The organism is Streptomyces sp. NPDC058619 (assembly GCF_042717785.1).
GTDB lineage: Bacteria > Actinomycetota > Actinomycetes > Streptomycetales > Streptomycetaceae > Streptomyces.
Genome location: NZ_JBHXQN010000055.1, coordinates 25,485 through 39,749, shown reverse-complemented (window position 1 = coordinate 39,749; position 14,265 = coordinate 25,485). Strand labels below are relative to the sequence as shown.

Here is a 14,265-nt window from a genome sequence, read left to right as displayed (position 1 = left end):
CCCCATTTTTTTCTCCCCCCCCCCCCCCCCTAAAACCCCCCCCCCCTTCCGGCCCCCCTCTTTTTTTTTTATATCCCCCGGGGGGGGGGGGGCCCCCCCCCCCCCCCCCGCCCCGCGGTCGGTCACGTGTAGTCGCCGCGGTTGGCCATCCTCCCCGTGTTCCATGCCCGCTGGCAGCGGCTGCAGGCGGCACTCTGGGCGCCCCAGCGCGTCCACGCCGTGATCTGTGAGCCGATGCTGCGTCCCACCCTGTTGTTGTGGAAGTCCGCCATGGAGTCGGCCCGGTCCTTCCTGTTCTTGGTGTACCGGTGCTTGACCTCGTGGGCGTCACCGAACGCCTTGGCGATCGTGTGGCCCAAGTCCCACACGAGCATCGCCTGCCAGATGCAGTGCCGGTAGGCGTTCTGCTTGTTGGAGTCCTTGTAGGCGCGCTTGGCCGTCTGGGATGCCCACCAGCTCACGTCCGCCACGCCCCAGCAGGCCCACCAATACTTGGCACACGCCTTCGCCTCGTGCCAGATGTCATTGATGCCGAAGTTTCCACTGACGTCCTTGCAGCCGACCGGATCGCCGGAGCAGTAGTCGTAGGCGTTGGCGTTGCCGCCTTCGACCGGGTCGACCGAGGTGAACCGTCCGGTGGCGGGATCATAGAGCCGCGCCCCCATCAGGACCAGGCCGGACTGCGTCTCCGCGGAACGCTGGTCGGTGCCCACCCAGCCGTAACGGGTGGACGGGCTCCCGGCCCGGCGCTGCCCGTACTCGTCCGTGTCGAGGACCACGGGCGCGACCGTGGAGTCCAGCGGTAGCTGGAGCGCCACGTCCCCGTGGAGCGAGGACAGCTGGAGCACGACCAGGCCGGTCTTGCCTGTGGTCGCCGTGAGGCCGCCGCTGAGCGAGTCCACGTTCCGGGTCACCTGGCCCGTGGCCGCGTCCTCGACGATCCAGCTCGGGCTGTCGGAGTCGCCGTCGTAGTGGTTGACGCGGGCGGCGTTCTGCACCCACGTCGACCCGCTGCCCGACTCGACCGTCCAGGACCGGAAGCGGTGCGCGGCGTCCAGCTGCCAGGTCTGGCGCTTGCCGGGCACGGTCTCGCGGTGGACCAGGTCGTTGGCGTAGTACTCGATGCCCGTGACGCCGGGCTGCGTGGTGAGGCGGCCGAAGGCGTCGTAAGTGCGGCCGCCGGAGACGAGACGGTCCGCGGTGTCATAGGACTGGTTCTGCACGGTCCCGCCCGAGGTCGGGCAGCTCGCGCCCGGCATGGCGGAGGCGGTGACCTGCGCCGTGCGGTTGCTGCGCCGGTCGAAGGCGTACGACCGCGTGGTACAGACGGTCTCCGCGGTGTCCGCCACGGTGGTGAGCCGCCCGACCGCGTCGTAGCCGTATTCCTGCTCGGACCAGCCGGAACGGGTGGCGGCCTGGCCGTGCACGGTGTTGGTCACGGTGTCCGAATAGACGATCGTTCCGTCGCTGTCGCGGGTGTACGTCCGCTGCGTGCGGTTCCCCGAAGGGTCTTCCACGGTTTTCACCCGGTACCCGCCCGGCAGCGTCTCGCTGTCCACGCTGCCGTCGGAGGTGTAGGTCGCGGTGAAGGGGCCCGCCACGGAGTCGACGACCTTGGTTGCCAGGCCGCGCGGCTCTGCGGCGTGGTCGTAGGTGAAGGTACGCGTGCTGGGAACGCTGTCGGCGACCTGGACGGGACGGCCGAGAACGTCGTAGGAGACGCTCGTGGTACCGCCGTCGGCGTCCGCGTACGAGATCTGGCGGCCCAGCTTGTCGTACGACTTGGTGATGGTGCCGCCGGTGGGGGACGTGGTCCTGGTCGCACGGCCGGATACGGCGTCGTACTGGGTGGTCACCTCGGGAACCGCCTGACCGCCGTTGCCGGTGACCGTCACCGTGGTCGGCCGGCCGGCGGCGTCGTTCGCGGTGGCGATGGTGCGCGTCGCGCCGTTCGCACTCTCCGTGATCTTGGCCGTGTTGCCCCACCAGTCGTACTCGCTCGTACGGGTGGTCCGCGCGGTGGGGTTCGAACCGCCGCCGGTGATGGCGCCGCCGGGGCCGGTGGAGCACACCCGGTCTGCCCACTCGGGACGGCCCTGGCAGGTGCCAGTACCGGTGGCGGACCAGTAGGTGGTCACCGTCGTGGCCGCGTCGTTCCCGGTGCCATCGGGAGCGATCTTCTTGGTCACCCTTCCCTGTGCGTCGTATTCGGTGGTTGTGGTGATCGCGAGACCAGAGGGGTCCTGGATCTCCTGGACGGCCAGACCTCGAGTCCAGTCGAAAACGGTCTGGGAGACGCGCGTGTCGGCGTGCACCGACGGGTGTTCGCGCACCTGGGCTCCGACCGTCCGCCGGGTGATCTGGTCGGAGATGACCGCGGACCCGTCGGTGGGGCGTCCCGCGTCGTACTCGGACACCGTCCAGGCGCGGGCGATGACGGAGGTGCCCGCCGCGACCAGCGTGGTGGCGCCGCTCTTCAGATCCTTCGCGAGGGTTGCCCTGTGCAGCGGGCCGAAGCCGGCCAGTTCACGGGTCCCGGTGCTATTGCGGACCGTGCGGGTGGACAGCAGTTCGGCGCGCTCCGCGGTGGGCAGCGATCCGATGCCGAGGTCGGCGTGGACGGCGGCGGCCTGGGAGCCGATGCCGAGCGCGATGGCGCGGTTGCCCGCGGACAGCTCACGGATGGTGTTGCCGAACCGGTCGAACTCGGTGGAGCTCATGTGGCCACCCGGCTGGGCGGTGTTCACCTTGCGTGCCGATGCGTCCAGGTAGTGGACGGTGGCGCGACCGTAGTCGCCGGCACCGAGACCGGTTCCCACGTGCGAGGCTGGGACGGCGTCCGCCTGGAAGACCGCGGTCGCGTCGGTCGGGCCCTCGGCCTGGCCCCATGCCTTGACGTCGTTCATCCCCATCTTGTGGGGTGCGGAGCCGCCCGTGAGGGGCACCTCGTAGACGACCGAGGTGGTCGCCGTGCCCTCCTGCACGTCTGCGGTGCCCTGCTTCAGGGCGGAACGGGACGCCTTGAGGAGCATGCCGTCGCTGGCCGCGCTCCCTGTGCCGGCCTTGCCGTAGGTGAGGGTCCAAGGCAGGTCGGAGCCCGGCGTGAGCGAGGTGACGCGGCCGGCCGCGTCGTAGGCGTACTGCGTCTTTGCGGTCTCCGGAAGGTTCGGGTTCCACTCCTGGCGCAGACGGCCGTCGTTGTCGTACCGGTAGGTCGCAACGGCCTTGGCCGTGGCGCTCGCCGCACCTGGGACGGTGGACCAGAGGCGGAGTTCCTTGACGCGGCCGGTGAAGTCACCGAGGACGAGCGGGGTCGCCGTGGTGCTCGTAGCGTAGACGAACTCGACGACGCGACAGCCCTTGGTGGAGGGGGTGGTGTTGCAGGTGCTCGCGGTGATCGCCGAGGTCGGTGCGATGACCTTCGCCGGCCGGGCGAGCTGCTCCGTGCCGACGGTGACCGTCTCGGAGACGACCGTGGTGGTCGAGTCCGAGATCCCCTCGATCTGCGTGCTGGAGACCTGCCAGGTCGGCGAAGCGGGGGTGGGCTTAGTGAACTTCGTGATCGTGCCGTCGGGCTCCGACAGCGTGAAGTAGGTGGTCACTGAGCCCTGAAGGCTGAGCTGCTGGGCGCCGGCCTGGGCGATCCACCCGTTCCGTGCCGCGTTGGCGGTGAAGTGCGTTTCGCGGCCGTCGGACCCGACGGCCGCGACGGCGGTGTCCGAGATCCGCCGGACGTGGCTGAACGCGGAGGCGGCCGCCTCCGCCTGGATGCCGGAGATCCACTCGTTGCCGAAAACGGGCGCCTGGCCGGCCTGTCCGCCCGCCTGCGGGTTGCGCGAGGAGGAGGTGCGGCCGACGGCGATGCCGAAGTAGGCCGCGTCCGTCTGGGACAGGCGGTGGTCCCCGGTGAGAAGGTTCAACGAACCGGGGCCGACCGGAGTCGCCGCGGCTCCGTCGCCGTCACGGTCGACGATGACGGAGAGGGGCGCGGTGCTGCCGGATGCGGAGGCGGGACCGGTGTAGTCCGCTTTGATCTGGATGCTGCCGTCAGGGTCGACCGTACTCGTGGCCTCCCAGACGAGGGGCGCGTTCTTGCCCGCGGTCAGCGGCACGGGCCACGCAGCCAGCGGTGCTCCGCCCGACGTAACGTGGGTGACGGGAATCTGCGTCCAGGCGTCGGCCTCGGAACGGCGCCAGGAGAAGGAGACCTTGTCGTAGCGGGCGGCGTCGCCCTCGGCGGCGAGGGTGATTCGGCGCGCGGTACTCTCGTCGTCCGCTGGCTGCAGGAACCCGCCCGGTCCGGCGTGGACGGTGTATGCGACGGCCGGCGACTTGTTGTCCGCCTTGTCCACGGAGCGCACCTCGATGGCGTGCGTGCCGTTGTTGGGCGGAGTGACGGACAGGGCCACGTCGGCGGGGCTGCCGTTGGTCGCGACCTTCGTCCACGTCACACCGTCCAGGGACCACTCCATCCACTGGTGGTCGGAACCCGGCGGCGGTGTGACGGTGAAGGTGCCAACCTGTCCGGCCCCCTTGACCCAGCCGCTCGTCGGGTAGTCCGTGGAGACCACGCGGGACGGAGGCTGCGGGACGGTGGTGTCGACCGTGAAGGTCTTCTCAGCCGACCAGCCCAGGTTGTAGTGGGTTCCGTCGTACGGGGACGTACGGAAGCGGTACGTTTTTCCGTCCGTGAGGACACCGGCCGGGACGGTAACCGAGGAGACCTGGCCGGAGGGCACGAAGGACGATCGAAGGACGTCGCCGACCTGGACATTGGTGGCGTTGTCGAATATCTGGAACGCGCCCTGGACCTTGTCACCGTTGGCGTCGATGAACGTGTCGCGCAGCGTCGGGGTGACGCTGTTGACGACGTAGGCACCGCCGTAGGAGAAGAACGGGGCGCCCGCTTCCTGCTTGGTGCCGGTGCGCGGACGGTAGTTGTAGGTGACCGTCAGCTTGGGCGGGTTGGTAGCGGCATTGGCGGAGTTGACGCGCTTCCACTGCTTGATGTTGGTCTCGTCCGTGGCCCGCAGACCCATACCGGACTGGGACCACTTGTTGTTGGCCCAGTGCTGGACCAGATCGGTGACGTTCGCGTTGACCCAGCCGTCGGGCTGCGTGGCGCAGCCCGGGTTGCCCTTGGTCTCGGTGGAAGTGGCCATCTTGGTGACCATCGCCGGCTGGTTGGTCCAGCGGGAGGCGGTGGAGGCGTTGTTGGCGGTCCACACCTCCCAGGGCTGGGCGGTGCAGTCGGTGTTCCCGGAGTGGAAGTTCCACAGCGACAGCTGCGCGCTGGAGATCAGCGCGTCGGCCACCGGTGCCGTGTTCCACGTGATGAAGGAGCGCGCCGTACGGAAGGTGCCGTCGGCGTTCTTGGTTCCCGGGTTGCCGAGGTCCAGCTCGGTGTCGTTCGACCAGTCGACCGTCTCGCCTTGCTGGACGTAGGTGTCGAACAGGCTGCCCAGCGAGGACGTCGAGGGGTCGACGGTCACGGGGTACTTCGTGGCCGGATCGGCGAGGAAGGCAGCGTCGGGGGTGATGACGAGGTCGACACCGTCCTTGGTCCTGACGACCTTCAGGCCGACCTTCGCCCGCCGGGTGTGCTCACCGGAGGCGGCATCCACGGTCGAGTCCCACATGACCGGGGCGGGCATCGTCGCCGTCTGCTTCGACTTCTTGTCGGTGAACAGCACACTGCCGTCCGGCTGCTGCTCGACCTTGAGGCCCTTGGTCTTCAGCGGCATCGTGTAGCCGAAGCTCGCCTCGGGCTTGGCCTTGACCTCGACGAACTGCTCGAAGCCCGTACGGGTCGCCTCGACGACCACGTCCGCGCCCGGCACCGCGTCCGGGTAGGTGGCGCGGGTGCCGTCCAGCACCGGGGTCGGCAATCCGCCGCGCCACTGCAGGGTGATCGCCTCGTCGCCCTGCCCGAGTGTCACCAGGTCGGTGCCCGGCGTGGACTGGGCAGCACTGAGCGACCGGGCCTTCGCCCCCTTCTTCCCCGAGAGCCGCAGCCCCTGCGGGTGTGCCTTCGACGTCACAGAGCCGTCGGGCGCCGTGGTGAGGTCGACGTCGACATCACGCCACTGGCCTGCCGCGTCCTTGAACCGGATCGGGCCGGCCGCGACCTCCGAGGTCAGCGAGCCGTCCTTGTTGACCCACGTCGTCGACGTCTCCGAACGCTCCGACAAGGCTTCGACCCGTTGGCCCGACAAACGTGCGGCTACGCGGGCCGAGGGTATGTCTGCGGCCGTGGTGGCCGGGGCCGTCCCGAGCTGCCCCACGGGCGCCTGTGGAGTCCCGGCGGCGAAGGCGGTCCCGGGGCCCTGCAGCGCCGAAGCCGCCACCACCAGCGCCGTACCGGCTGCGGTGACACCCAGCCGCACGGGACCACCCGTCAATGCCCGGCCACCCCACCAGCGGGTGCCGGGTCTACTACGAAAATTCACTGCTTCCCCAGAGAGAGAACCACGAGGCACACGGCCGAATATGGCCAGTGCAGATCAGAACCTAACTGGAGCCGCAGACTCCAAAGCGGACAGAACAGCCCATGGCGTACTCGTATCTGATCAAGCGTTATGGAAAGGTGAGCAGAATGGGCTCCTGTTCACGACCAATGCACCCCACCACCTCTGACCAGCCCGTTCCCGCCAGCAGGAAGGGGCGCCGCCTCGTGGATCGATCCACGGGACGACGCCCCTCAGGAGAAAGTTTCCGGCTATCTCAACGCGGTGTCTTCGAGCCGAGGCCCCCGGGAGTCTTCGGAACCCAATCGGGAGCCGCCGAGGCTTCCTTCGGGTCCGGCTCACGCATGTCCACGCGCCAGCCGCCCTCTCCGGCTCTTCCGGTGAGGCGGACCGATCCCTTAACCTGCGCGGTGTCGTGGAAGTACACGACGACGAACTGCCGAACGGACCCCTCGTCGCAGAACTCCGCGGTCACCTTCCCGCCAGCCCCCTTCTGGAAGGACTGAATCCAGTTCTGCGCGGTCTTCTCGACCTCACCCTTCGCTCCATCGGCATCGGCCGCGAGCGCCTCCAGCTCGTCGGTCCGGCCGTCGGCCAGCCGCCAGACCAGGCGTGACCTTGAGGGAGTCGGCCGTGGGACACCCGGCCACGCCCAGCGGCTCGTGATTGGCGTAGCCCGTCGCGTACTGGAGCTCGTCCTCATTGGCACCGCAGGCACTGAGAGCAACCGCTGCCAGCACAGCCACCACGACAGCCCGTACAGCCGGAACCGCCCTCATCGCGCCCCTGTCGGGCGGATCACGACTATCGAGACGATCGGTTCGGGAGTGCGCTTGTTGCGGGCGATGGCGTCGTCCAATGTGGTGTGGGCGGGTCCGCCGTGCTGGGCCATGTGGATCCGTCCACTGTAATTGGCGGTGACGACGGCGGCGTGCTCGTAGACGCTGTCACCCTTGTACTTGAAGAAGAGTATGTCGCCCTTGCGAACGTTGTAGACATTGGTGATGAAGTAGCTTGGCCGGTTCCAGGCCAGGTGGCGGCGCAGATTGTCGGCTCCCGACCATGTGTAGCTGGCCTTCACCGGCCAGCTGTTCCACCAGGGGTTCTTGAACCACACGTCGTCGCGCTTGTACCAGCCCGACCGCATCTTCATGCCTCTACCGTAGTAGAGCGCCTTGGAAACGAAGTTCACGCAGTCGTACTCGTACTCGTACTCCCACTTGACGCCCGTGTTGTTGTACGCCCAGCTGCCGGTGCCCAGACCGTTGATGTACGACGCGGCGTAGGACACCGTGCGGACGCCCTCTGCGGGTACCTCGCCTGTGGGGAAGCCGTCCGTGCCGAGCGTCAGCGCTTGCGTCTCGTCGGCGGGCGGACCGACGGCGTCGGCTGGGGTTGCCATCACCTGGGTTACGGCGGCCGCCGTATCCGACAGGGTCTGACCCGCCTGGCTGTCGTCAGACTCGTTCTGGAGCTTGACGGTGGCACCGGATACCGAGAACAGGAACCGCTTCGCGTTCTGGTTCTCGGACACCTGGTCGGCGCCGTCGAAGTCCTGGCGACGGAACGGCGGTTCACGCGGCCCGACCGACCCGGGCGGTTCACACGGCCCGGCAGACCCGGGCGGTTCACACGGCCCGGCAGAAACGACCTGGCGCTCTATCCGGCTGGTGTGCAGTCGATCGCTGCGTCCGGCGCGAGATGGTGCGCGACGAGGACCGGGCGGAAGCCGGCCAGGAGTGCCGGACGACGATGACACTCAAGTGACACTCGTCCGGTGAATCCGACGGCAGATCACGAATGCGTATCGCAGAGCAAGTTGTGTCCCTCTTGTCCGATTGTTAGTCAGAACTGCCTGGTCAGGGAGTTACGTTGCTCCTCTCGTATCAAAGCCCTTGATACTCATCGAAAGACCGAGGAAGCATGGCTAGTCGTTTCTCCGCGGCAAGACGTCGCGGGAGACCCACCTGGGGTGCCGCACAGTGGATAGCGGGCGGGGCGGCCCTCATCGTGACCGCCACCCTGATCCAAGGACCCGACACGGCGGACGCGGCCGCCGCCCCGAACCCCGCGGCGAAGCCCGGCAAGGTGACCGAGGCCGTCGACATCGCCCGCGCCCGCGTGGCCGCGCGTACGTCCGGCCAGCGCGTCGAGGCCGTGTCGGAGCGTTCCGAGACCGCCACCACCTGGGTGAACCCGGACGGCACGCTCACGACCGACGTCTCCGCCGGTCCGATCCGCTTCTACGACCAGCAGGCGCGCGGCTGGCGCACCGTCGACGTGACTCTGGGCCGCGGCACGGACGGCTCCGTCGCGTCCAAGGCCCACCCACACGGTCTGAGGCTCGGGGCCGGCAACAGCCCGCGCATGGCCAAGTCCGTACCCTCGGCCGCGCCCGCGGTGAGCTTCACCGACACCGATCTGGTCACCCTGGGCGAGGGCGACCAGCAGATCACCCTGAAGTGGAAGGGCTCCCTGCCGGCCCCGAAGCTGGAGGGGGCCCGCGCCGAGTACACCAACGCCGTGCCCGGCGGCGACGTCGTCGTCGAGGCGACCCGTGCCGGATTCGAGCAGTTCGTCGAGCTGAAGCAGCGCCCGGCCGTCGAGAACTACGCGTACACCATGCCACTGACGGCCAAGGGCCTGAAGGTCGAGCAGCAGGCCGACGGCAGCGTGCAGTTCACCGACCGCAAGAGCAAGAAGACCGCGGTCATGCCGGCGCCCGTGATGTGGGACGCCACGGTCGACGCGGTCTCCGGTGAGCACACCCGCAAGGTCCCCGTGGCCATGAAGGTGGTCCAGGGCAGGGGCACGGTCGACCTGGTCGTCACCCCCGACGCGAAGTTCCTCGCGGACCCGGCCACCAAGTACCCGGTGACGGTGGACCCCTCCACCTCAGCCCTGGGCAGCGTCTTCGACACCTACGTCCAGCAGGGCGAAACCGTCGACTGGTCGAACGACACCGAGCTGGACTTCGGCAACCCGGGCACGAAGAACGCGAACGGCACCTTCCGTACCGCGCGCTCCTTCATCACCTGGAACACCGCCCCCATCGCGGACGCGCTGGTCGCCAGCGCGAACCTGAGCCTGTGGAACTTCCACTCCGCCAACACCGACTGTTCCGCGCAGCCGTGGGAAGTCTGGAGCGCCGACGCCGCGACCACCGCGTCACGCTGGACGAACCAGCCGGCCATGGGCACCAAGTACGCCACCTCCACCGCGACCCGCGGCAACCCCGGCTGCGCCTCCGCGCCGGACGGCTGGATCAACACCGACGTGACCACCCTCGTGCAGACGTGGGCCTCTGCGAAGGCACCGCTGTCCAGCATGGGGCTGCGCGCCACCTCGGAATCGGTCATCGGGCAGTGGAAGCGCGTCAACTCCGCCAACGCCACGGCGAACCCGCCCAAGCTGACGGTGAACTACAACTACCGTCCGCAGACCGGCACCAAGCAAGAGGCCGGGCCTCCGTTCGTCCAGGACAAGACACCGGCCTGGCGCGTCGATACGACGACACCGATCCTGCGCGACACGTTCGCGGACAAGGACGGCGACACGGTCAACGGCACCTTCCAGATCTTCGACGCCGCCACCAACACCCAGGTCGGGAACACCCTGGTGTCGCCGTACGTCCCCGCCGGCACCCCCGCCTCGGTCACCGTACCGGCAGGCGTGCTCCAGCACGGACGCATGTACCGCTTCCGCACCTCGCCCTACGACGGCACGCACTACAGCAACAGCTGGTCCCCCTGGTCCAACTGGACCACCTTCACCGTCAGCCCGCTGCCCGACGCCCCGCAGGACCTCCAGGCCGGCGCCCAGCAGACCCTGACGCCCATCCTGTCCGCGGTCATCATCACCCCCGCCCAGACCCGCGTGAGCGCTGAGTTCTCGCTGAAGGACGCGGCAGGGAACCCCGTCCCTAATCTTCCTCTGCCTCCCGTGTGGGTGGAGAGCGGCAGCCGGGCCGCCCTGGAGATTCCGGACGGAAAACTCGCGGATGGCGCAAGCTACCGCTGGTCCGTACGGGCCTGTGACAGCGTCGGCTGCTCGCCCTGGTCAGCCGAGCAGAGCCTGACGGTCCGCCTCCAGCCGCTGCCCCCGATGCCCGCCAGGCAGTCCCTGGCCATCACCGGCACCGCACTCGCGGGCGCGTCAGCCGCCACCGACTGCGACACGCCGGGCTGCGCCACGCCGCCGGCCGGACAGCTGCGGATCGGTACGGCCGACGGTCACCTGTGGGCCACCCACCTGAAGGCAGACCTCTCGACGCTCCCGAAGGGGGCGCGCGTCACCTCCGCCAAACTGTCTCTAGTCCGCGCTGACTGCACCACGTCGTGCGAGGCGCAGAAGCCGGAGGCGTACGAGCTGTCCGCTCCGTGGACCGCAGCACAAAGCGGCAAGGACCTCCTCACGGCCGCAGGCAGCGACAGCTACGTCTCCGACCTCGCGCTGTCCGAGGTCGATTTCGGCATCCTGGTGCAGTCCTGGCTCGACCGCGGCGGGAACGAGGGACTGGCCCTCACCGTCCCCGGCACGGTGACTGGAGCGTCGTACCACTCGGGCGCGGCGACGAACCCCGCCCTGCGTCCCAAGCTGACCGTCGAGTACCTGCCGCCGACCGCACCCGGAGCGGTCAGCGACGCTGTCCTCACCCCGGGTGACACTGGCCTGCTCGCCACCTGGAACACCCCGCTCGACAGCGGCGCGACCGGTGATGTCACGTACGTGGCCAAAGCCGAGAAGAGCGACGGTACGGTGGTGGGCACCTGGGAGGGCATGGCGCTGCGCGCCGTCTTCTCCGGGCTGGCCAACGCAACCCCTTACCGGGTCGCGGTGACAGCGAAGAATGCCGTCGGCGACGGCCCGGTGTCCCGTTCCGCACTGGCTCAGGGTGCCTCCGTGGCCGGCGGAGCCACGCCGTACAAGGACTATGTTCAGGCTTACTTGAGCGCCCGCAACAAGGTCACCACCGGGGTCAGCGCCACCACAGCCGAGGCGGCGGCCGAGTCTCCGCACGGTGCGGTCTTCGGTGCAGTCCTCGACGTGCAGGAAGCCTCTCTCATCGGGGAGCTGATGGCGCTGGGAACACAAAGCCAGTCATACGTGGGTGCGTCTTCGGCTCTGGCTGACACCATGGTCGCCACTGGTGGAGCCGACCGCGTGCTGGTACGCACCACTGTCATCCAGACAATGACCCTGAGGGTCAACGGCATTGATGAGGTGTCGGAGGACCGGCGGGCCAAGCGGTTCGTGTTCAACGTCTCGGGCGGGACCGTGAAGCTCGAGAGCGAGTCCGACGACAGCGAGGCGGGGCTGAAACTCTCCCCCACGGCTGCGGCGGGTACCCAGGTGGCCGCTACACCGGCCGACACCGCGGGCGTGCCGACCAATGGGATGGAGACCATCCTCTTGGGCGAGGACGGGTTCCCCGTGTCGAGCCCCTCCGCGGCTGGCGCCCTTACGGCCTCCTCCGTCAATGGTTCGGGTACCGCAAGCTGGGCCTGGAACAACGCCGGCCGGATCCACAAGGAGTACGGCAGGAACGACTGCACCAACTTCGTGTCCAAGGCCCTCTACAACGGTGGCGGCATGAAGATGCGCCACTGGGCGTACTGGCAGGATCGTGCCTGGTGGCGGAACACCTCCTGGACGTCGTGGAAAAAGAACAGCCACACCTGGTCAGGGGCCCAGAACCTGTTCGTACATATGCTCAACTACCGCCAGCCCGGCTACGTCAACCGTGTGTACAATCTTCGCCCTGGAGACATCCTGTTCTTCAGCTGGAGGAAAGACGACGGTGTGTACAACCACGCGGCCGTCGTGACCGGCAACAATCAAGGCGTCGTCAGTGTTGCCCAGCACGGCTACAGCGCCCACGACACCCTTCAGGGGATCATGGCCCGGCACAGTAGCGGCCCCAATCCGATCACCGAGGTCGGCGCGCTTCGGCCGAGGTCTCGATGAGGTCAGGACCGGCCTTGCGGGCCGCGACCGTCTCCGCGCTGGCCGTCGGCATGCTGACCGCTTGCTCATCGGCCTACGACGCCGAAGACGTGGCGTACGCCGGTGACTACGGCAGCCACCCGCCGCTCGCCGTGGTCGGATACCCGTCCACAGGATCCTTGGGCATCACCCAGCAGGTGGTGTGGCGCATCGCCGACGGCAAAGTGGGCGAGCTGGCGTCGCTGGGGGCCGACGGGGAGGACAAGGGCATCCCCGAGAAGACCGCCGAGAACTGGATCGCCGCATTCGGCAAGGGTGCCCGGGGCAACGTGACCGCGGAGTTCTACGATGAGGGCTCCCTCCGGCAGGAGGTCGTGCTCTATCTGCACGAGACCGGCCAGATCAAGCAGATCCAGGTCCGGGCCATCAGCGTGGACGGCAAGGACGTCTGGCGGGTGACCATGGACGAGCCGGCCCCCGAGCAGGCCACCGTCGTGCACCCTCGGGTGCCGAAGAAACCCGGCGAACTCGGTTCAAAGACCGTACGGTGAGCTGAACCGGACGCGTCATAGCAAGGGACGTCGCTTACGTGGGAAGCCGCGTGGGCGGCGCCCCTTCGCGGGGATGTCGGTCGGCAGGTTCGAGATCCAGCACTTCACCGGCTCGTCGTGACCTTTGGGTGAGGTTCCCCCGGGATGCGGGAAGTGGTGACAGAAGGGCATATGGGTCTCATGAGAGGAGCCCAGACGATGCCTGCACCGAGGAAATATCCGCTGGAGTTGCGTGAGCGTGCGGTCCGGATGTACCGGACCGCCGAGCCGAAGCCGGTGATCCGCCGGATGGCCGAGGAACTCGGCGTGCACCATGAGGCTCTGCGTAACTGGATCCGTCAGGCCGAGGCCGACGCCGGCGAACGGGGAGATGTCCTCACCAGCGCCGAGCGTGAGGAATTGACCGCTATGCACGCTGTCCTCAAGCGTGAAGTCGCCCGAGTCGGCCGCAAGCGCGTTGAACGGCTCATGCGCCAGGCCGGCCTGGCCGGGATCAGCCCCCGCCGGGGCAGGGCTTCACCCGGCGCGACCCCGAAGCCGATCTCGCTCCCGACCTGGTGCAACGTGACTTCACCGCGACTGGGCCGAACCGGTTGTGGGTCACCGACCTCACCATGATCACCACGCTGGAGGGCCCGCTGTGGCTCTCCGCGATCCGCGACGCGTTCTCCCGCCGGGTCGTGGCCTGGGAAACCTCCGCCCATGCGGACGCCGACCTGGTCCTGACCACGCTGGAGTACGCGCCGGCCAGCCGAGAAGTCACCCCCGGCGAGCTCATTCACCACGCCGACCACGGCTGCCAACACACGTCCGTGAAGCTCACAACACGCCTGGTCAGGGCCGGCATCCAGGCGTCCATGGGATCGGTCGGCGACTCGTTCGACAACGCCCTGGCGGAGAACCTGTGGACGCTCATCAAGACCGAGTGCGTCCACGGCCGCGTCTTCGCCACACGTGCCGAGGCGAACCTCGCGCTCTTCCAGTATCTCGACGGCTTCTACAACCCCCGCCGCATCCACAAACGCCTCGGCTACCTCAGCCCGATCGAGTTCGAGGAGAAGCACTACGCCAACCAGGCAACGACCGAACAAGTGAACCTGAAGCCACGTCAACCCGCCCCGACCAGCTAGTCAGCACCTCCCGCACAGCGGGGGAACCTCAGGCACCTGGTCGCCGTACGAGCTGACTCTGATCGATGTGCCCGCCGACGTGACCGCGGAGCAGCTCGACGAGCTCGCCCTCGTGCTCGGCACGACCGGCATTGATGAGCCGCTCCTGAGCCGTCTGGAAGACTCCCGAGT

7 protein-coding genes and 1 pseudogene are annotated in these 14,265 nt (G+C 68.3%); 6 read left to right on the top strand and 2 right to left on the bottom strand.

Features of this window, described 5'->3' with window-relative positions:
- Positions 1-122 precede the first annotated feature (122 nt).
- Complete coding sequence (locus ACFWTC_RS32255) at positions 123-6,347, bottom strand: DNRLRE domain-containing protein (RefSeq protein WP_384030045.1); 6,225 nt, start codon at positions 6,345-6,347, stop codon at positions 123-125.
- A 535-nt stretch (positions 6,348-6,882) separates the two neighbouring features.
- On the opposite strand from ACFWTC_RS32255, the gene ACFWTC_RS32250 reads away from it, so the two are divergent.
- On the top strand, positions 6,883-7,083 hold the full coding sequence (locus tag ACFWTC_RS32250) for a hypothetical protein (RefSeq protein ID WP_383923525.1): 201 nt from the start codon (positions 6,883-6,885) through the stop codon (positions 7,081-7,083).
- 159 nt (positions 7,084-7,242) lie between these two features.
- Here the strand turns inward: ACFWTC_RS32250 and ACFWTC_RS32245 are convergent, their stop codons facing one another.
- Entirely contained in the window at positions 7,243-8,001 is a 759-nt protein-coding gene (locus tag ACFWTC_RS32245; protein WP_384030042.1) for an amidase domain-containing protein, read from the bottom strand.
- A gap of 476 nt (positions 8,002-8,477) precedes the next feature.
- On the opposite strand from ACFWTC_RS32245, the pseudogene ACFWTC_RS32240 reads away from it, so the two are divergent.
- From ACFWTC_RS32240 to ACFWTC_RS32220, 5 genes and pseudogenes are all read left to right on the top strand, one after another.
- Positions 8,478-10,250: pseudogene (locus ACFWTC_RS32240) on the top strand (DNRLRE domain-containing protein); the annotation flags it as partial.
- 321 nt (positions 10,251-10,571) lie between these two features.
- The gene (locus tag ACFWTC_RS32235; protein WP_384030044.1) at positions 10,572-12,434 is read left to right on the top strand and encodes an amidase domain-containing protein; all 1,863 of its coding nucleotides are present in this window, start codon (positions 10,572-10,574) and stop codon (positions 12,432-12,434) included.
- A gap of 14 nt (positions 12,435-12,448) precedes the next feature.
- A complete protein-coding gene (locus ACFWTC_RS32230; RefSeq protein ID WP_383923531.1) occupies positions 12,449-12,964 on the top strand; it encodes a hypothetical protein in 516 nt (171 codons plus the stop codon).
- 198 nt (positions 12,965-13,162) lie between these two features.
- Complete coding sequence (locus ACFWTC_RS32225; protein WP_383923532.1) at positions 13,163-13,582, top strand: transposase; 420 nt, start codon at positions 13,163-13,165, stop codon at positions 13,580-13,582.
- Complete coding sequence (locus ACFWTC_RS32220) at positions 13,522-14,094, top strand: IS3 family transposase (RefSeq protein WP_383923535.1); 573 nt, start codon at positions 13,522-13,524, stop codon at positions 14,092-14,094. Before ACFWTC_RS32225 ends, ACFWTC_RS32220 begins: the two co-directional genes overlap by 61 nt.
- The last annotated feature ends 171 nt before the right edge of the window (positions 14,095-14,265 follow it).

What these genes read in the sequence shown, in the direction of transcription:
- ACFWTC_RS32235 (WP_384030044.1), top strand. Translation starts at nt 10,572, where the DNA reads ATGCCCGCCAGGCAGTCCCTGGCCATCACCGGCACCGCACTCGCGGGC.
- ACFWTC_RS32225 (WP_383923532.1), top strand. Translation starts at nt 13,163, where the DNA reads ATGCCTGCACCGAGGAAATATCCGCTGGAGTTGCGTGAGCGTGCGGTC.